At 58.5% G+C, this 17,929-nt stretch carries 12 protein-coding genes; 10 read left to right on the top strand and 2 right to left on the bottom strand.

Features of this window, described 5'->3' with window-relative positions; all coding sequences use genetic code 11:
• Positions 1-116: 116 nt before the first annotated feature.
• From JMF94_RS07175 to bioA, 6 genes are all read left to right on the top strand, one after another.
• Entirely contained in the window at positions 117-1,235 is a 1,119-nt protein-coding gene (locus JMF94_RS07175; protein ID WP_240824468.1) for a sigma-54 dependent transcriptional regulator, read from the top strand.
• A 211-nt stretch (positions 1,236-1,446) separates the two neighbouring features.
• A complete protein-coding gene (locus tag JMF94_RS07170; protein ID WP_240824467.1) occupies positions 1,447-4,725 on the top strand; it encodes a tetratricopeptide repeat protein in 3,279 nt (1,092 codons plus the stop codon).
• Between the two features lie 281 nt (positions 4,726-5,006).
• Positions 5,007-5,747, top strand: a complete 741-nt coding sequence (locus JMF94_RS07165) for a DUF4851 domain-containing protein (RefSeq protein ID WP_240824466.1) — start codon at positions 5,007-5,009, stop codon at positions 5,745-5,747.
• A 332-nt stretch (positions 5,748-6,079) separates the two neighbouring features.
• Positions 6,080-6,490 (top strand): MucR family transcriptional regulator, encoded by a 411-nt coding sequence (locus JMF94_RS07160; RefSeq protein WP_240824580.1) that lies wholly within the window; start codon positions 6,080-6,082, stop codon positions 6,488-6,490.
• Positions 6,491-6,667: 177 nt separating this feature from the next.
• Positions 6,668-7,618 carry a biotin synthase BioB gene (gene bioB, locus JMF94_RS07155; protein ID WP_240824465.1) on the top strand — a complete coding sequence of 317 codons (951 nt, stop codon included), beginning with the start codon at positions 6,668-6,670 and terminating at the stop codon, positions 7,616-7,618.
• On the top strand, positions 7,605-9,698 hold the full coding sequence (bioA, locus tag JMF94_RS07150) for an adenosylmethionine--8-amino-7-oxononanoate transaminase (protein WP_240824464.1): 2,094 nt from the start codon (positions 7,605-7,607) through the stop codon (positions 9,696-9,698). Before bioB ends, bioA begins: the two co-directional genes overlap by 14 nt.
• Positions 9,699-9,749: 51 nt before the next feature.
• Here bioA and JMF94_RS07145 read toward each other — a convergent pair whose 3' ends face one another.
• A complete protein-coding gene (locus JMF94_RS07145; RefSeq protein ID WP_022659350.1) occupies positions 9,750-9,959 on the bottom strand; it encodes a hypothetical protein in 210 nt (69 codons plus the stop codon).
• Complete coding sequence (locus JMF94_RS07140; protein ID WP_240824463.1) at positions 9,947-10,315, bottom strand: hypothetical protein; 369 nt, start codon at positions 10,313-10,315, stop codon at positions 9,947-9,949. The genes JMF94_RS07145 and JMF94_RS07140 overlap by 13 nt, the downstream gene beginning before the upstream one ends.
• 255 nt (positions 10,316-10,570) lie before the next feature.
• On the opposite strand from JMF94_RS07140, the gene JMF94_RS07135 reads away from it, so the two are divergent.
• From JMF94_RS07135 to JMF94_RS07120, 4 genes are all read left to right on the top strand, one after another.
• Positions 10,571-12,349 (top strand): formate--tetrahydrofolate ligase, encoded by a 1,779-nt coding sequence (locus JMF94_RS07135; RefSeq protein ID WP_240824462.1) that lies wholly within the window; start codon positions 10,571-10,573, stop codon positions 12,347-12,349.
• Between the two features lie 230 nt (positions 12,350-12,579).
• Positions 12,580-14,634: an HD domain-containing phosphohydrolase gene (locus JMF94_RS07130; protein WP_240824461.1), complete on the top strand. Its 2,055-nt coding sequence runs from the start codon at positions 12,580-12,582 to the stop codon at positions 14,632-14,634.
• Positions 14,631-16,829 (top strand): adenylate/guanylate cyclase domain-containing protein, encoded by a 2,199-nt coding sequence (locus JMF94_RS07125; protein WP_240824460.1) that lies wholly within the window; start codon positions 14,631-14,633, stop codon positions 16,827-16,829. Before JMF94_RS07130 ends, JMF94_RS07125 begins: the two co-directional genes overlap by 4 nt.
• 27 nt (positions 16,830-16,856) lie before the next feature.
• The gene (locus tag JMF94_RS07120; protein ID WP_240824459.1) at positions 16,857-17,906 is read left to right on the top strand and encodes a FecR domain-containing protein; all 1,050 of its coding nucleotides are present in this window, start codon (positions 16,857-16,859) and stop codon (positions 17,904-17,906) included.
• Positions 17,907-17,929 lie beyond the last annotated feature (23 nt).

Below are 17,929 nucleotides of genomic sequence, written 5' to 3'. Positions count from 1 at the left end.
GGCTAAATGCGGCATGGCTGAGGGTAAATGCGGTAGAATAGGCGCATTTTTACTGGTAATCCAATGCGTGTCAGTGTATTGACACAGGAAAGGATATGCACGCGGAGAATGCACACATGGAGTTGAATACCAGCGGCATTATCGGCCAGAGCACCAGCCTCGCCGAAGTCTTCAAGGTTCTCGGAAAGGTTGCGCCCACGGACAGCACTGTGCTTGTAACTGGTGAATCGGGAACTGGCAAGGAATTGCTGGTTCGCGCGCTTCACGCCAACAGTCGCAGGGCTGACAAGCCCTTTGTACCCATCAACTGTGGGGCCATCCCTAAAGAGTTGCTTGAAAGCGAACTTTTCGGTCACGAAAAGGGCGCCTTTACGCACGCCATCCGCTCGCGGCAAGGCCGTTTTGAAATGGCTGACGGCGGCACCATCTTTCTGGATGAAATCGGCGAGATGGAGTTAAGTCTTCAGGTCAAGATTCTGCGTGTGCTGCAAGAAAAGGAAATCGAGCGCGTGGGCGGCACTGGCTGCAAAAAGGTGGATGTGCGCATTGTGGCCGCCACCAACCGCGATCTTGAGGTGGAAGTTGCCGCCGGGCGCTTCCGCGAGGATCTGTACTATCGCCTGAACGTCATTCCCCTGCACTTGCCGCCGCTGCGCCAGCGCGGTAACGATGTACTGCTGCTTGCGCGCTATTTTCTCAACCATTTCTGCACCAAAAAAGCGCGCGATCCCATGCTGCTTGATGAAACAACGCGGCGTATTCTGGCGGCCTACAACTGGCCCGGCAATGTGCGCGAGCTTGAAAACTTCATGGAGCGCCTGAGCATCCTTGTGGATGGCGACACGGTGTGCATGGATGATCTGCCGCACAAGATTCTGGATCAGGTAGGTGATGTGTCGCTGCTGCCCCCGGTGGCGGAGGATGCCCCGGCGTGCGAACCTGAGGCGGAGCCTCTCGCCGAACCCACCGCTGATGACGGCGTGGAGCAGGCACCCGCCCCAGTGCCGCAGGCTGAAGCCGCAATGCCCGTTGCAGCCAACGGAGCTTTTGTGTGGCCCAATCTGGGGGTTTTGGCGGCTCAGGGGCAGAACCTGAAAGATTTTCTTGATGCTGTGGAAAGCCGCCTTATTGATGAGGCTCTGGCCAAGGCAGAGGGAGTAAAAAATCAGGCCGCCGAGCTTTTGGGCATCAAGCGGACAACACTTATTGAAAAGCTCAAGAAACGCAGTATGTAGCGGCATAAAATTTGCATAAAATTTGCGTTGGATTTTGCGGCTCAGACGCCACGACATATCCTGCGAAGTGCAAGTGAACACACAACTTTTCGCCGCCGCGCCACGGCCTCATATTTCTGCCCGCAAGGGTGCGATCCCCCAACGCTGCTCACGTGTTGGGGCTTTGCTGCTGATTGCGAGCCTTTTGCTGCCCGCCCAGCCTTCATACAGCATGAGCTGGAACTGGGCGCCCATTGCAGATACTGACGCAGCCGCTGCTGCCGGGCAACAGTCAAAAAGTTCACAGCCAGCTGGGGAAAGGCTGCGCCTCACGCTCGACAGCCCCGGTCAGGTGCACAGGCTCTTGCGCACCGGCAATACCCTGCTTCTCTACCTTGACGATCTTTCCGCAACGCTTGAACGCAGCGGTGCAGCGCCTTCTGCGGGCGCGCTGCTCGACAGCATCGGGCTTTCCAACGGCCAGTTGCGCATTACGCTTTCTCCCAAGGCCGTTAACCATGTCATGCGTCGGCCTTCTCCTTCTGAACTGGATATAGAAATTTTTGCCGCCGGAACCCAGAAAGGGGAAAATTCCTCTCGCCTGGATGCGGCGGGTGTGCCTGCGGGCAACGCCTCTGCTGATTCAGACGGGCAGGGTGCTTCTTTTGCCGTTAACCTGCCTGAAGATGCCGCAGTGGGGTTTTTGCAAAAGACCCAAAAGCTGCTGGCCGATGTGCAGCAGGGTGTAAAGGCCTTGCCCATCGCTGGCCTGTTTACCGCTGACCTGTTTGACGCGGGCAAGGCAAAGCTGGCGGAATTGAGCCAGAAATTTTCTGCCCTTGGTTCGACCAAAACCGCCGAAGCCGCCGAGGTGCCGCAAGCCGCAGGCGGTGCGGGCAGCCTTGCCGTAACGCTGGACGGCCAAAGCCTTATGAGCCGGGTGAACCCCGGCGGGCCGGAAAATTGGCCTGACAGTAAGGGGCTTTCTACATCAATTCCCAGCAATGTTCCTGTTGCGGCTCCGGCCACAGCGGCAACGACGGCACCAGCGGCTCCGGTTGCGCCTGCGAGCCAACCCGGAACTCAGCCTGCGCCTGCCCCGCAAAATGGAGTCCAGCGCGCGGCAGCGCCCGCAACGCCGGCCATTGCACAACCGCAAGCTCAGCCCGTTCCACAACCTGTTCAGCAGGTTGTGCCGCAGGCCATACCGCAGCCTGTACTCCAACCAGCGCCGCAACCAGCGCCGCAGGTAAAAACTGCACCGGCTCAGCAACCTGCGCCCGCCGCAGCTTCCGCACCTGCGCCTGTCCCCGTGGTCGGTCAGGCAAAGCCGAACGGCGCGGGCGGCAATGTATCCGGCAAGGTTTCGGACAATGTGGTAGGTCTGCCCCATGCCGAAGAAAAAGGCGGTCACGGGGCCGCTGCTCCCAAGGAAGAACCCCGGCCCGTGGTCTATGTGGACGAACAGGGCAATCCTGTTGCCAAGCCTGCTGACCCGGAAAAAATGATGGAAGAGGCAGAGAGGCTCATCAAGGAACGCAAGTTCGTTGAGGCCTTGCCGCAGTTGGAAAAACTGAAGGAAATGCCCACCATCAGCGCCGAAATGCGCCTCAAGACGCTGTATTACATCAGCGATTGCGTATGGGCCAGATATGCCGATAATCCGCTGGCTGGCTTTGAGCCTATTGTTTCAGCCACCAGTGAAGCCATGAATTTTGACCTGCGTTCTCCCCGCGTGCCGGAGGCCCTCCTGCGGCTGGGGCTGGTAAACGTCAATGTGGGCAATCTGGTAGACGCCGGGGGCTACATTGTTGCCATGTATCGGCGCTATCCGGATTATCCTGGCGTAGCACAAGGTTTTACAGCCTTGGGCAAGGCGCAGCTCAAGCGACACATGGATGCCCAGGCGGAGCAGTCCTTTGCCATCGTGCTCGACAAGTACCCTGAATCTTCCTTTTTGCAGGAGGCGTCCGTGGGGCTTGCCCAGGCGCTGAACAACCAGCGCAAGTACACCAATGCGCAGGTTATTCTCGACTTTATAAGCAAACGTTGGCCCCGCTATTATATTGAAGACCCTACATTCCTGTTTTTGCAGGGCGCCAATGATGAAGCTCTGGACAAACCCGTTGCGGCCCTGACCCTGTACTGGCTGTATTACAACCTTGTACCCGGGCAAAAGGGCAATGACGACCTGCTCCTTAAAATGGGCGACATGTACACTCGCCTTGGCAACAAGAGCGGGGCAGAATTTCTGTACTCCTATCTGACGCGGCACTTTGCGGGAACTCATGCGGCAAATATGGCAAACCTGCGGCTGGCCGAGGGCGGCATTTATGATTCGCCCATCAATTACGAGGCCATGACCCAGGTTTTTGCCAGAGCCGCCAGTGGTAATCTGCCCAAGGTTTACGCCAACCTTGCGGCGGCCTCGCGCACTGCGCCGGAGTCTGTACTTGCGCGGCTCAAGGAGGCCATGTGGCTCTATTGGAGCAAGCGTTATACCGAGGCCATGGGCAAGGCCGCAGATTTTATTGATGGCTACCCAGAAAACGCCAACGTGGCGCAGGCCCGCGATATTATCTGGCTTGCTTTTCAAAAAGAACTTGCCAATTCCATGGCTGAAAAAAATTATGGGCGCATTCTCATTTTGTGGAATGGCTTTCCCCTGGTGCGCGAGCGCTACGGGGCTATAGACCCGCGCATGCGCTATGCCTTGGCGCAGGGATTGCTTGAACGGGGCGATACGGAACAGGCCCTTGGCATGCTTGCGGAATTTTTGAAGTCGCCCATGGATCCCCAGTATGGGGAAGCGACTTTTACGGAATTTTTCAACCGCTATCTTCAGGCCGGGGCCTGGGCAAAGATTCTTGATCTTGGCAAACTGGTGTCTACCTGGCCGCTGAACCCCCAATTGCGCACCCAGCTTGACTACGCCATGGCGCTCTCGGCCCAGAACCTCAATCTGAACGGGGCTGCTCTCGCCATGTGGCAAAAGCTTGCCGAGCGGCAGGATATCCCGCTCTATCAGCGGGCCTACGCCACGTACTTTCTTGCCCGTGATGCCGAACGCCGCAAGGACATTCGCAATTCCTACACGCTGAACCGCAAGGTGATTGATCTCTTTACCCAGTTGCAGAACGAACGTTCCGACAAGGCCGACCCGCAGCGCATCAAGGATGCCATTCTTTCACTGATGGATATCTGCGAGGTGGGCAACCGTGTACCGGAAGCCCTGGAATGGCTTGCACGATACAATGCCTTTGTACCCAAGGAATCGCCGGAATATCCGGGCTTGCGCTTCCGCGAGGCCCGGCTGTATCGCAAGCTGGGCGATGCCACGCGGGCTCAGGCTTTGCTTGAGGATATCGTGCGCAACTATGCCGATTCGCCTTTTGCCAGGGCAGCCACGGCGGAACTTCACACCTTCGAGGTTTCGCGCGATTTGCAAAACTACCTGCCAGGCGGGGCGGGCAGTCAGGCTGCGCCCGCCGCAAAGCCCGCTGCTCCCTAGCTTCTCCGGTTTTCATCCTTTGTGTCTGTGCCCCTTGCCTGCAGCTGCCGACCCCGGCGCGTCATGCATGAGGGCACTGAACCCTTCCATATGTCGGTCAGGCATGGGAGGGCGCATTGCATGCGTTCACTCCTTGGAATATGATAAGCCACGACAGCAGTTCCGCCGTGGGGTGGAATTGTTTGTCGGATGCAATTTTAATGGATAAGTGCGATGGAACGTCCCGCAAGCTTCACACGATGACGCAGGACGTAATGTGCGCCGTCAGCCTTGGAGGGCATATGAACAGAGTGCTTCTTTCTGTTACACTCGGCCTGCTTGCCTTGATGGCCGGATGCACCGGCGCATTGCAAAGGGGAATGCAGAACACGGCCTATATTTCCACAGCACGTCCGGCCATCAGCATCAAGGCCGTGAACATGCCCCTGCTTACCGGCGGAGAGACAAGCGTCAGCCTTGATGACGCAGGCATTATCGGCGGCTTGCCGTTGCATGCCTGGGTTGCTGTTTACGGCAAGGGTGATCCCCAAAGCCCCCTGGCCATTGTGGGATTGGCTGAGGTGCCGCGCGGCTGGTACTGGGACAGCGACGGGCAGCGCCCCTTTAGCGTTGATAAGGGTGTGGAGATTTTCAACAATGACGGCTTTGCGGCCAGCACCTATATTGTGGACAGCAAAAGGGATGCATTTTCAGCCATTGCAGGGCTGACGGACGACGCAAAGCCCATGCGCTGGCTGACGCGCGGTTTTGCCGCCAGATACAATTTTAATGACACCAAGGTCATACTGGAATACAGAGAACCCCTGCCTGAAAATCTTGCCGGGCAGGAAAGCCTGACAGAAAGCCAGACAGACCAGCTCCGTGCCTTTGAGCAGCGTGCAAGCGCCGCCTTTGCCGTTGCTTCTGTATCCGAAAATCTGACTGGAATTACGCAAGGATACGCAAAGAACATTCGTGGGCAGTATCTGGATCACCGCTTCTGGGGAACTGCATCAAAGTATGACACATTTGTCTTAAAGTAGCATGTTCTCGCGGTAATCTGACTTTACACCGGGATTCCGTCCGGGAGGTCGCTTGGGAAAGTTTTTTCAAGCGGCCTCCTTGTTTTTTACGTTTGTTGCGCCTGCACCGACACTAAGTAACTGCAACAAGTTAATACATTCTGGATTAATGGTTATGTAAAATTTGCAACACAATTTTATATTATAGGGTATAGTACATTGACGAAACAATAGCTGCTGTGTATGTTCTCACCATCAGGATGGGAGGGGGACCGACTGTTCTGTCAATGAGCCGATCAGGCGGGTACGCAGCGCGTCAGATTGAGTATGTTGAAGACAATAAAGGGGTAGTTATGGATGATTATCTGAAAGAGGCGCTGGAAATTACCAGAGCACAAGCTGGCGTTCGCGTTATGAGCGAAGAAGAAATAGCCGCCTTTATACAGAAAGTGGCGCAGGGCATTAAAGCAGTTGCTGAAGGCGAAACGCCTGTGGAACTGGACAGCGGCGAAATGGCCGTTGAAGCACGCAAGTCGGTCAAAGAAAAGTCCGTCACCTGCCTTGAGTGTGGAAAGAGTTTTAAGATCCTTACCAAACGTCATCTGGCCAGCCACGGCATGACCTCGGCTGAATACCGCGAAAAGTGGGGCTTCAAGAAAGATGCACCTCTGGTGTGCAAAGCCCTGCAGCGCGAACGCCGCAAAAAGATGAAAGACATGAAGCTGTGGGAAAAGCGCCGCAAGGTTCAAGAATCTCCGGCATAAAACCCGCAATAGCAGGCTTTGTCATTGGTCTGAAAGTCCGCCCCTGAGGCGGGCTTTTTTTTTAGGCCAAAAAATGGCATTGTACCTGCCTGTATGACGGCATGGCTGCCATTCAGGGCGGTTACGGCCAGCAAATGATTTTTGCTCTGCATCATTGTTCTTTTTCAGGGTTATATCATGATTGAATCACAGGCGGCTGCAACGCCCGCCGAAGCCCTCGCGCTTTTGTCCCTGCCGCAGGAACACTTGTTTGCCAGGGCCACTGCGCTGCGCGAAGCGGCCTTTGGGCGCGGTATTGTTTTGTGCGCCATCATCAATGCAAGAAGCGGCAACTGCTCCATGGATTGCCGTTTCTGCTCCCAAAGCAGGCACAATCACACCCCTATTGAGGTTTTTCCTCTCTTGCCGGACGATGAACTGCGCGAGCGCATTCTGCATCTCGCAGCCCTGCCTGTAGCGCGCATTGGCGTTGTTACCAGCGGTTCGGCCCTGAGCGGCAGCGAATTGCAGCGCCTGCGCACGGTAATTTCCGGCCTGCCGGATGCCGTGCGCCCGCGCGTCTGCGCATCGCTGGGCAAACTCACTGCCGAAGATTTTGCGCTTTTGTCCGGGGCCGGGCTTACCCGGTTTCATCATAATATGGAAACCTCGCAGGGTTTTTACTCCAGCGTCTGCACCACGCAAACCTGGGAGCAGCGGCGCGACACTGTGCTGCGAGCCAGCGAGGCGGGCCTGAGCGTATGTTCCGGCGGCCTGTTCGGCCTGGGTGAAAGCTGGGAAGACCGCGTGGATTTTGCCTTCAGTCTTAAAAAGATGGGCGTGGGCCATGTGCCCATGAATTTTCTGCATCCGCACCCGGAAACGCCGCTGGCAGGGCAGAAGCCCCTCACCGCCGATGAAGCGCTGACGCTCATTGCCGTGTTCCGGCACATTTTGCCCAAGGCGACCTTGCGCATTTGCGGGGGTAGGCCCCTGGTGCTGGGCAACCGCCAGAATGAAATTTTCGCCGCCGGGGCCAATGCCCTCATGACGGGCGATTATCTTACAACCCACGGGCAGAGCCTTGCGCATGATCTTGAAATGATCGCCGCGCAAGGGCTTGAGGTTCGCTGCAATGCAAACTGCTGAGGGAAAAACTGATCGGCCGCTAAGGGGCCTTTTTGTAGCCGGTTCCGGCACTGATGTGGGCAAGACCGTTGTGACGGCGGCCCTGCTGCGGGCCTTGCTGTTGGCCGGAGTCAATGCGCAGGCTGTAAAGCCTGTGCAGACAGGTGTTGCGCCGGAGCAGGCCACTACGGCTCCCCTGGCCGATGCGCGCGTGTACGCTGCCGCCGTTGCGGGCATGCCGCAAAGCGCCGTCATGCTGCCTGCCACGGCCCTGCATTGCTTCAGCCTGCCTGCTTCACCGCATCTGGCCGCCGCCCGCGAAGGCGCTCGCCTGACCTGCGCAGGGCTGCGCAACGACATCATTTGCCACAGCCGCGCCAGCACCGCTGAAATGCTGCTTCTTGAGGGCGCTGGAGGCTTGCGGGTGCCGCTCAACGAGCGTGAGGACATGCTCGACCTCATGGCCTCGGTGGGAGTGCCCGTGCTGCTGGTGGGCGGCAACTATCTGGGTGGGCTGAACCATATTCTGCTTTCGCTGGATGCGCTGCGGCATAACGGCCTGCAACTGGCTGGAGTGGTGCTCGTCCCCTCTGCCGATCCGGCAGCGGGTTGCCCCGGTGTGGATGTGGACGTCATGCTGGCCGACAATGCCGCCATGCTGCGTGGGCGGCTGGCACAACAGGGCCTGACTGCGCCTCTGGTGGAATTGCCGCGTGTAGCACAGCTGGATGCACAGGGCTGGCAGACGCTGGCTCAGGGGCTTGAGCCGCTGGTGCGGCATCTGCAATCCTCACAGGATGCTGCTTGCGACTGTGGCGCAGATGTTGTGCGCCGCGATCATCAGACCATCTGGCACCCCTACGCCTCAGCCATGCAACCGCCCTTGCTCAGCACGGTGGCATGCACCAGAACCAACCGTATTGTGCTGGCAGACGGCAGGGAACTTGCGGACGGCATGTCATCCTGGTGGGCTGCCGTCCATGGATACAATCATCCGCGCCTCATGGATGCCCTGCACGCACAGGCCGGGCGCATGCCCCACGTAATGTTTGGCGGCCTGACGCACGAACCGGCGGTCAATTTGGCCGAAAGGCTGCTGCGCCTCATGCCTGCGGGGCTTGAGCGCGTGTTTTTTGCCGATTCTGGCTCGGTGGCGGTGGAGGTTGCGCTGAAAATGGCTCTGCAATACCAGCAGGGCAGGGGCCAGACCGGGCGCAGCAAGTTTCTAACGCCGCGCGGCGGTTATCATGGGGATACCTTTGGCGCCATGTCTGTGTGCGACCCGGTGACGGGCATGCACAGCCTGTTTACAACCATGCTGCCCCAACAGATATTTATGGAACGGCCAAGTTGCCGCTTTGACCAGCCCTTTGATCCCGCGAGCCTGAACGATGCCCGGCGCGTTTTTGCCGGGCGCGGGCACGAGATCGCGGCGGTGATTCTTGAACCAGTGGTGCAGGGCGCGGGAGGCATGTGGTTTTACCATCCCGAATACCTGCGCGGCCTTGCGCAACTGTGCCGCGAGGCTGGCGCGCTGCTGATATTTGATGAAATCGCCACGGGCTTTGGGCGCACTGGCAAGATGTTTGCTGCGGAATGGGCCGGTGTTTCGCCCGATATTCTCTGCTGCGGCAAGGCGCTCACGGGCGGGGTGCTCACCCTGGCTGCCACGGCCTGCACAGCCAGTGTGGCGGAGGGCATCTGCGCCGGGGGCAATGTGTTTATGCACGGCCCCACCTTTATGGCCAATGCTCTGGCCTGTGCCGTGGCCTGCGCCAGCCTTGACCTGCTGCAGGAGGAAGACTGGCGGCAGAAGGTGGCAAATCTTGAAAGCGGCCTGCGCTCAGGGCTTGCCCCCTGTGCGGAATTGCAAGGCGTTGCCGATGTGCGCGTGCTGGGCGGCATAGGCGTTGTGGAAACGTGCGAACCCGTCAATGCACTGGCATTACAGAAATACTTTGTGCAGCACGGCGTCTGGGTGCGGCCATTTAACCGCCTCGTTTACCTTATGCCGCCGTATGTTACCCCGGCTGAGGATGTGGCCCGGCTCTGCGCAGTGGTGACAGGGGCCTTGGAATCTGGAGCGCATCTGCAAGGATAAAGGCTGTCGCCCTGGCCTCCGGCTGACGGCTTCTAAAGTCAGTCTCGCAGGTTATTTTTCTGTGGGCGGCGGCGGAACGGGCAACCCTTTGAAGATGAGCCGTGTGGCGGCGGCGTCTGCCAGTTCTGAGACGTCCATGAGCTTTTCCAGCAGTTCAAGCAGGTAGAAGCGGTCGTTTTCGCAGCCGTCCTTGAAATCGGCTTCAAGTTCGCCGCTGCGTATGTAGTTTTCCAGTTCTGTAAGGTCTTTTACCGTGAGCATGGAGAATCCTTTTGCAGCGCGGAGATGCAACGCTCCGTCAGGTCGTGGACCATCTGCTCGACCTGCCGGATTTCTTCGCGGGTTATGTTGTCGTAGTGGATGCCCGCGCTGACGCACACGGCGCAGTTCAGGGCATGAGCCATGCGCTCGGCCATGCGTTGGGCGAGAGCGTCTTCCTTGTGGCCGGGCAGGCCCGCCAGATGGCTTTGGGCCTCTACCTGCCCATGCGCAGGCGCGGCCAGAGCCACAGCGCCGATATGGGTTGCGCCGCCGCCGCAAAGCACCTGCAGGTCGCGTCCCTGGCGATAAACGTGCAGATGTATGCTCAGGCGGCCCTGCTGGGCGGTGAATCGCATGGCTGCTCCTGTGCTTTGGCGGCAAATTGGGTGCCGTGCCGCTGCATATGTTACGCTTCTGACTGCGAGTCCGGTGAAATTTCCAGCCTGCCAGTTACGGTGGGCAAACCCGCTCATGAACATGGCGGAATTGTTGTGATATATATATGATGCGGCCCACAGCCGCAAGGCCGCCACTATGCCTGATGCCTCGGGCTTGACGCCCCAGCTGGCGGCCCGTACCATTTTGCCAATTCTTTGTTGTATGGAGACAGCATGACTCTTGATCCCACCAAGCACCCGGACTGGCAGATAGCCCTGGATGCCGAACAGAATATGAAAACTTTTGAAGCCCTGACCGCCGAGATGGGGCTGGAACCTTCAGAAGTGCTGCCATATGGCCGATACATGGGCAAGATTGAGCAGCAGGAAGTGCTGCAAAGGCTTGAGAACCGGCCCAACGGCAAGTATGTTGACGTTACGGCCATCACCCCCACGCCCCTTGGCGAAGGCAAGTCCACCACCACCATTGGTCTGGTGCAGGGGCTTGCGCGGCGCGGTTTGCGGTCTTCTGCCGCCATCCGCCAGCCTTCGGGCGGCCCCACCATGGGCATGAAGGGCTCCGCCGCTGGCGGCGGCCTTTCGCAGTGCATCCCGCTCACGCCGTATTCCCTCAACTTTACGGGTGATATCCATGCCGTGGGCGCGGCCCACAATCTTGCCATGACGGCCCTCACGTCCCGCATGCAGCATGAGCGCAACTATGACGACGCAACGCTTGAGCGGCTTTCGGGCATGCGCCGTCTGGATATTGACCCCACGCGCGTCAGCACCGGCTGGGTGATGGATTTTTGCGCCCAGGCCCTGCGCAACGTGATTATCGGCATGGAAGGCGACGGCAGACGCAACGACGGTTTTATGATGCGCTCGCACTTCGACATCACCGTTGCTTCCGAGGTCATGTCCATTCTTTCCGTGGCGCGCGACCTCGCCGATCTGCGGCAGCGCATGGGCCGCATGGTGCTTGCCCTTGACCGCAACGGCAGGCCCGTGACCACCGCCGACCTTGAAGTGGACGGCGCCATGACCGCCTGGCTGGTGGAAGCCATCAAGCCCAACCTTATCCAGACCATCGAGGGGCAGCCCGTGCTGGTGCACACTGGCCCCTTCGGCAATATCGCCCTGGGCCAGAGTTCGGTTATTGCCGACAGGGTTGGGCTGAAGCTTGGCGACATCCATGTGACGGAATCCGGCTTTGCCGCAGAAATGGGCTACGAGAAATTCTGGAACCTCAAGTGCCGATACAGCGGTCTTGCGCCTGACGCGGCGGTGATCGTGGCCACCGTGCGGGCGCTCAAGCACCACGGCGGCGCGCCGCAGCCCCGCCCCGGTCAGCCCCTGCCCGAAGAATACCTGCGGGAAGATGTGGGTCTGGTGGAGGCCGGTTGCGTCAACCTGCTGCACCATATCGGCATTGTGCGCCGTTCCGGCGTGCCCTCTGTGGTGTGCATCAACAAGTTTTATACCGACAAGCCCGCTGAAATTGCCGCTATCCGCCGTATCTGCGAAAAGGCCGGGGCAAGCGTGGCAGTTTCGGAACACTGGGAAAAGGGCGGCGAAGGCGCGCTCGAACTGGCAGATGCCGTCATGGACGCCTGCAATTCGCCCAAGCGGAACTTCCGCCCGCTCTACGACTGGAAGCTGCCCATTGCCGAACGCATTGTCTGCATTGCCCGTGAAGTGTACGGCGCTGACGGCGTGGATTTTGAACCCATGGCCGCCCAGCGGCTCAAGACGCTTCAGGAACGCCCCGATGCGGACGAGCTTGGCGTGTGCATGGTCAAAACCCAGTATTCGCTTTCGGACGATGCCAAGCGTAAGGGCGTGCCTTCATCCTGGCGGCTGCACGTGCGCGATGTGCTGCTTTTTGGCGGCGCTGGCCTTGTGGCCCCGGTGGCGGGCGATATCAGCCTTATGCCCGGTACTGGCTCCAGGCCCTCCTTCCGCAACATCGATGTGGATGTGGCAACCGGGCGCGTAACCGGCGTGTTCTAGACGAGCAATACAATAAAAGCGTTATCCGGTCAGTTGGTTGGCCGGATAACGCTTTTATTGCCTTTCATAAGCAAAAAAAAATTTTTCAGAAATATTTTTCCAACCTACTCTATTTATAGCTAATAATATTACTGCATATCAGATATGCCGGTTTTTGCCGCTTGAAAAAAATTACGAAAGACATAGGGTTAGCACTATAAAACACCGTATTGATCCATCAGGAGGATCACATGGAAGTAGTGCTCAGAGGCGTGCGCGGCAGTATTGCCGTGCCAGCTCCGGCCATGTCATTTTACGGTGGCAACACCTCATGCGTTGAGCTGCGCTCCGACAACGGGGCGCTTATTTTTTTTGATGCTGGTACAGGGCTGCGGCAGGCTGGCGAAAACCTGCCGGAAAGCGGCACCTGCCATCTTTTTATTTCGCACGGGCATACAGACCATATTCAGGGACTGGGGTTCTTTCCGCCCCTGCATTCCCCACGCTGGACAACCCACATCTATATTCCCGCCTGGCTCGAAGACGTGCTGGACAATCACTTTGCCCACGGCATGTTCCCCATACCCTTCAGCGACTTTGCCGGAAACGTTGTGCGGCACAGCCTTGAACCCGGTGACGAGGTGCATCCCGCCGATGGCGTCGCGGTTGCGGCCATAGCGGCCAATCATCCCGGAGGCGCGCTCGCCTACAGGGTTTGCGCCGACAAAGCCGTTTTTGTGTACTCTGGCGATTATGAAATCACCCGCGCCCCCGAAGTGCAGCAGGCGGCCCGCGAACTGCTTGAAGGCGCGGATCTGGCTGTTGTGGACAGCATGTACAGCAATGCCAGCTATATCGAAGGCTGGGGGCATTCCCGCTGGGAAGACTGGCGTGATCTGGGCCATGCTGCCGGGTCAGGATGCATTGTGCTTTCACACCATGCGCCGGATATGACGGACGCGCAGATAGACGCCCTACAGCGCGAGGCCTTGCACAGTTGCCAGACAAGCGGGCAGCGCCTGTGCTTTGCGCGGGAGGGCATGCGGTTCAGCCTGCCCATGCCCAGGCAGCAGGCCTGTGGAGAATGTGGTCTGGTTCAGTTCAGCGACTGGCTCGACAGATTTCTGGACGACCTTTCGCAGTACCAGGACGAGAACACGCTGCTCGACCGCATACTCGCCAAATCCCGAGAGATCACGCGGGCAGATGCCGGAACCATTTTTCTTGTTGATGGGGAAGATCTGCTCTTTGCCTACACGCACAACGACAGTCTGTTTTCTGTAAATACTGCCTCAAAGTTCGCCTATTCTTCGGCGCGGCTGCCCATCAATCCCCATTCCATTGCGGGCTATGCGGCCTGTACGGGCGAAATGCTCAATATTGTGGATGTGCGCGCCATGCCGAAGGATTTGCCGTTTTCGTTCCGTGATGATTTTGACAAGGCCACGGGATATCATACGGAATCCATGCTCGTGGTGCCGTTTCATGACCACGCGGGGCGTATATCCGGTGTGATGCAGCTCATCAACAGCCTTGACCCGCGCACGGGCAAGCCCCGCAAGTTCACCCACGACATGGAGCGACACATACGGGTGCTGGCCCGCGAAATCGCCAATATCCTTGAACGCAGCCATCTGGTGCGGGCAAGCATCAACAGGCTTGTGCGGCTGGCCTCCGTGCATGACCCGCTTGAAACTGGCCCCCATGCCGAGCGCGTGGGCGCCATCGCCGCAGAAATGTATCAGGCGCGGGCCAACCGCCTGTGCCTTGACCCGGACGTGACCCTGCACGTCAAAAGCCAGATACGCCTTGCCGCCATGCTGCACGACATAGGCAAGGTAGGCGTGAGCGATCTGCTGCTGAAAAAACCGGGCAAACTCTTAGATGATGAAATGGCTATCATGCGGTCGCATACGATTATTGGCGCGGGCATTCTGGAAGCAGAGGCCCAAAGCGGGGGATTCATGACCTTTGCCCGCGAGATAGCCCACCATCACCACCAGAAATGGAATGGCAAGGGCTATGCAGGCCCAAGCGACGCGGGCAGGCTGGAAGGGGAGGATATCCCCCTTGCGGCGCGTATAACCGCCATTGCCGATGTGTTTGACGCGCTGGTTTCTCCCCGTTCGTACAAGGCCGCATGGCCGCACGAAAAGGCTCTTGCACTCCTGCGCGAGGAGGCGGGCAGTCATTTCGACCCGCAGCTTGTGGAATGCCTTGAAGAAATCATGGACGTTGTGGCCAAGATTTATGAGCGATTTCCTGATGCGGAGCCGGAACAGACAAACCGCGATACTGCTTCATGAACATTGCCGATGCCCTGAAACGGCTGCTGCGGCAGCCGTGGATTTTCACAGCCCTTGTGGGGCTGTGCGGTGCCCTTGCCATGCTGGCGCTGTATGTGGTGCAGCCAGTGGCGCTGCAACGCCTTGATCTGAGAATTTACGATGCGCTGCTGCCCCTGCGGCGGCAAAGCGAGCCTTCTCCAGTTCCTCTTGTTGTCGATATAGACGAAGAATCTCTGGCCCGTTACGGGCAGTGGCCCTGGCCCCGGTATCTGGTGGCCGACCTGGTGGACAGACTGGCGCAGAATGGCGCTGCATCCATCGGGCTGGATATCATGTTTGCTGAGCCGGACAGAACCTCGCCGACACGTCTACGCGAGGGCCTTTATCTGGAGCGGGGCGTAACGCTCGAAATCGTGGGCCTGCCTTCTTTTCTGGCGGATTTTGATACGCTGTTTGCCGCCTCAGTGCGCGCCGCGCCTGTGGTGCTGGGTGCATTTGCCCGCTATGCGGGCGAGCCGTATTCCGGCCCCATGCCGCAGCCTCCGGCCATGATAGCGCGGGGCGGCAAGGATGCCCCCCCATTCGATGCCTATTTGCCGACAGCCCGTGGTGCTGTGTTGCCCCTGCCGCAGCTTTTTGCAGAGGCCCCCGTGGGTTTTGTGAATGTATCGCCCGATGCGGATGGCCTTGTGCGGCAGGTACCACTTCTCCTCAAGCTTGGGGATGCAGTTTATCCCTCGCTGGCCTTGCAGGCCCTCATGCGCGCGCTGGGGACAGATGCCCTGCGGCTGTATACCGGGCCAGACGGGCTTTTCAGCGTGGCGGCGGGGGAGTTCAAGATTCCGGTTTCGCGCGAAGGCTATATGCTGGTTCCCTTTCAGGGGGGGCGGCATACCTATCGGTATATCAGTGCCGCCAAGGTGCTGGATGGCAGTGCAAAGCGGGCTGATGTTGACGGTTGTATCGCCTTTGTGGGCACGTCTGCACCCGGTCTGGCCGACATCCGCGCAACGCCCTTTGACAGGGTGATGCCGGGGGTGGAGGTGCATGCGGCGGCCATAGACGCCATGATCAGCGGAAATTTTGTGCAGTTGCCATCCTGGGGGCCGGGGGCGCAGGCGCTGATAATCGCCTTTATGACCTGCGCGGCAACGCTTGCCTTTGGCTTTGCCGGGCCGCGCGTATATGTGCCGTCCTCGCTGGCGTTGATGGGCGCTACGGTCGCGGCCTCACGGCAGCTGTTTATGGGCGGTCTGTTTCTTTCGCCCCTGTATGGTCTGCTCACCACAATGCTGTGCGGCGGATTGCTGCTGAGCGTGCGCTTCTGGCAGGAGGAAAAGCAGAAGATCGTTCTGCGCCGTGCGTTTTCGCGCTATGTATCGCCGGAGGTTGTCAAACGGATCAGCAGGCGGCAGGGTGATCTGCTGGCGGGTGAAAATCGTGAGCTTTCCATCCTGTTCACGGATATTCGGGGTTTTACAAGCCTTTCTGAATCGCTTTCGCCGCAGGATGTGGTGCAACTGCTGAACCGTTATTTTACGCCCATGACGGCCATTGTGCGCAGTCGGCAGGGAACGCTGGACAAGTTCATCGGTGATGCGCTCATGGCCTTCTGGAACGCGCCCCTTGATGTGCCTGGCCATCCCGCGCTGGCGGTGGACGCCGCATTGAGCATGCAGGAGCAGCTTGAGGCACTGAACGGCGAAATAGAGGCGAGCTTTGGAATACGTCTTGCCATGGGCGCGGGCATTCACACCGGGCAGGCCTATGTGGGAAACATGGGGTCAGAAGACCTTATCAACTACACCCTCATAGGCGATAATGTGAATCTTGCCTCGCGCCTTGAGGGGCTGTGTAAACGCTATGGCGCGCCCGTGGTGGTGAGTGGGGATACCAGAGAAGGCTGCGGGGACGCCTTTGCCTTTGTTCATCTTGACATGCTGCGGGTCAAGGGCAAGACGAAGCCTGTAAGCATCTACTGGCCCATGAGGTCGGGTGCGGATGCAATTTTTCAGGCGTCCATGCCGCAATGGAGCGCGGCGCGCGCGCTGTATGAACAGGGGGATTTTGCCGAGGCGACGGCTGGTTTTGCCGCGCTGGCAAAAAGGTATCCCGCCGTTTGTCTGTTTGGTCTGTATCATGAGCGATCGCTCATGCTTGCGCAGAATCCGCCTGCCCAGTGGGACGGCATCTGGACAATGGAAGGCAAGTAGAAACATTCTGTTGCTGTGGGGGAAAACATGATTCGTTCAATGCTGGGGCGCGGGGCTTTGGCCCTGTGCCTAACTTTGCTGGCTGGGGGCGTATGCACGGCCAAGGATGTGGGACAGGTAATTTCCTTCAAGGCTGGCGTTACTGCCCAAAGGGATGGACAGGCCGTGCCGCTGGACATGAAAAGTCCGGTCGGGGATCGGGATACGCTGACGACAGACGCCACGGGCCGGGCGCAGATTCTTTTTGACGACGACACTACAGTGTCGCTTGGTTCCAACACGTCACTGAGCCTTGAAACTGTAGTCGCAGAAGGTGCGAATCCTGCCTTCAAGGCCAGAATGGGGCAGGGCATAGCCCGGTTTATCACGGGCAAAATTGTGGAAAAGAATCCTGACGGGTTTTCTGTGGTTACGCCGGATGCTACCGTTGGCATTCGCGGCACCATGCTTTCCCTTGAGGTGGATAACGCCGGCACAACCGTATGTGTAGCCAATACCTCCAAAGAGGTTTTTGTTAACGGTGTGCGGGTGCCGTCCGGTTTCAAGATCACCCTGCCGCAGGGTACGGTTGCCCCCATGACGCCAGCAGACCACAACCTGGTATCTGAAAGCGTGGCAGCCAACAGACCCGCCTCTGGCGGAACAGCGCAGCTGGCGCCGCCTTCCCCCGCAATGGGGAACCCAATTACGCCAACGAGCCTGGCGCAGACGCCTATTGTAGCGCAGGGGCTGGGCGAGGGATTCCGGCAAACGGGCAACGCCAACGTATCTGGCGGGCTGACAAGTGATATGTACTCCGGCTCGTTCAGCTTTCAGGTTAATCTGACAAACGGCGGTGTGAGCAACGGGGTCATGCGGTCTGGCAACTCTGACATTCCCAATGCGCTTACTGGAGGTACGGGCAGCATCAGCGGTTCAAGCCTGAATGTGGGGGGATTTGCTGCTGATGGAGTGACAGGCTCCATGAACGGAACTGCCGCGCGCTCCTCCTCGGGGCTGTCTGTTGCTGGTGGGTACCAGATCAGCAATACTGATGGAGTTCTTGAATCTGGTTCATTTTCTGGCAAACAACGATAGGTGGAACAAACAATGATACGTAA

The sequence above is a fragment of the Desulfovibrio sp. UIB00 genome (assembly GCF_022508225.1).
In the GTDB taxonomy this organism is placed as follows: Bacteria; Desulfobacterota; Desulfovibrionia; order Desulfovibrionales; family Desulfovibrionaceae; genus Desulfovibrio.
The sequence above is the reverse complement of the archived record's forward strand: the minus strand, read 5'-3'. Positions and strand labels throughout refer to the sequence as shown.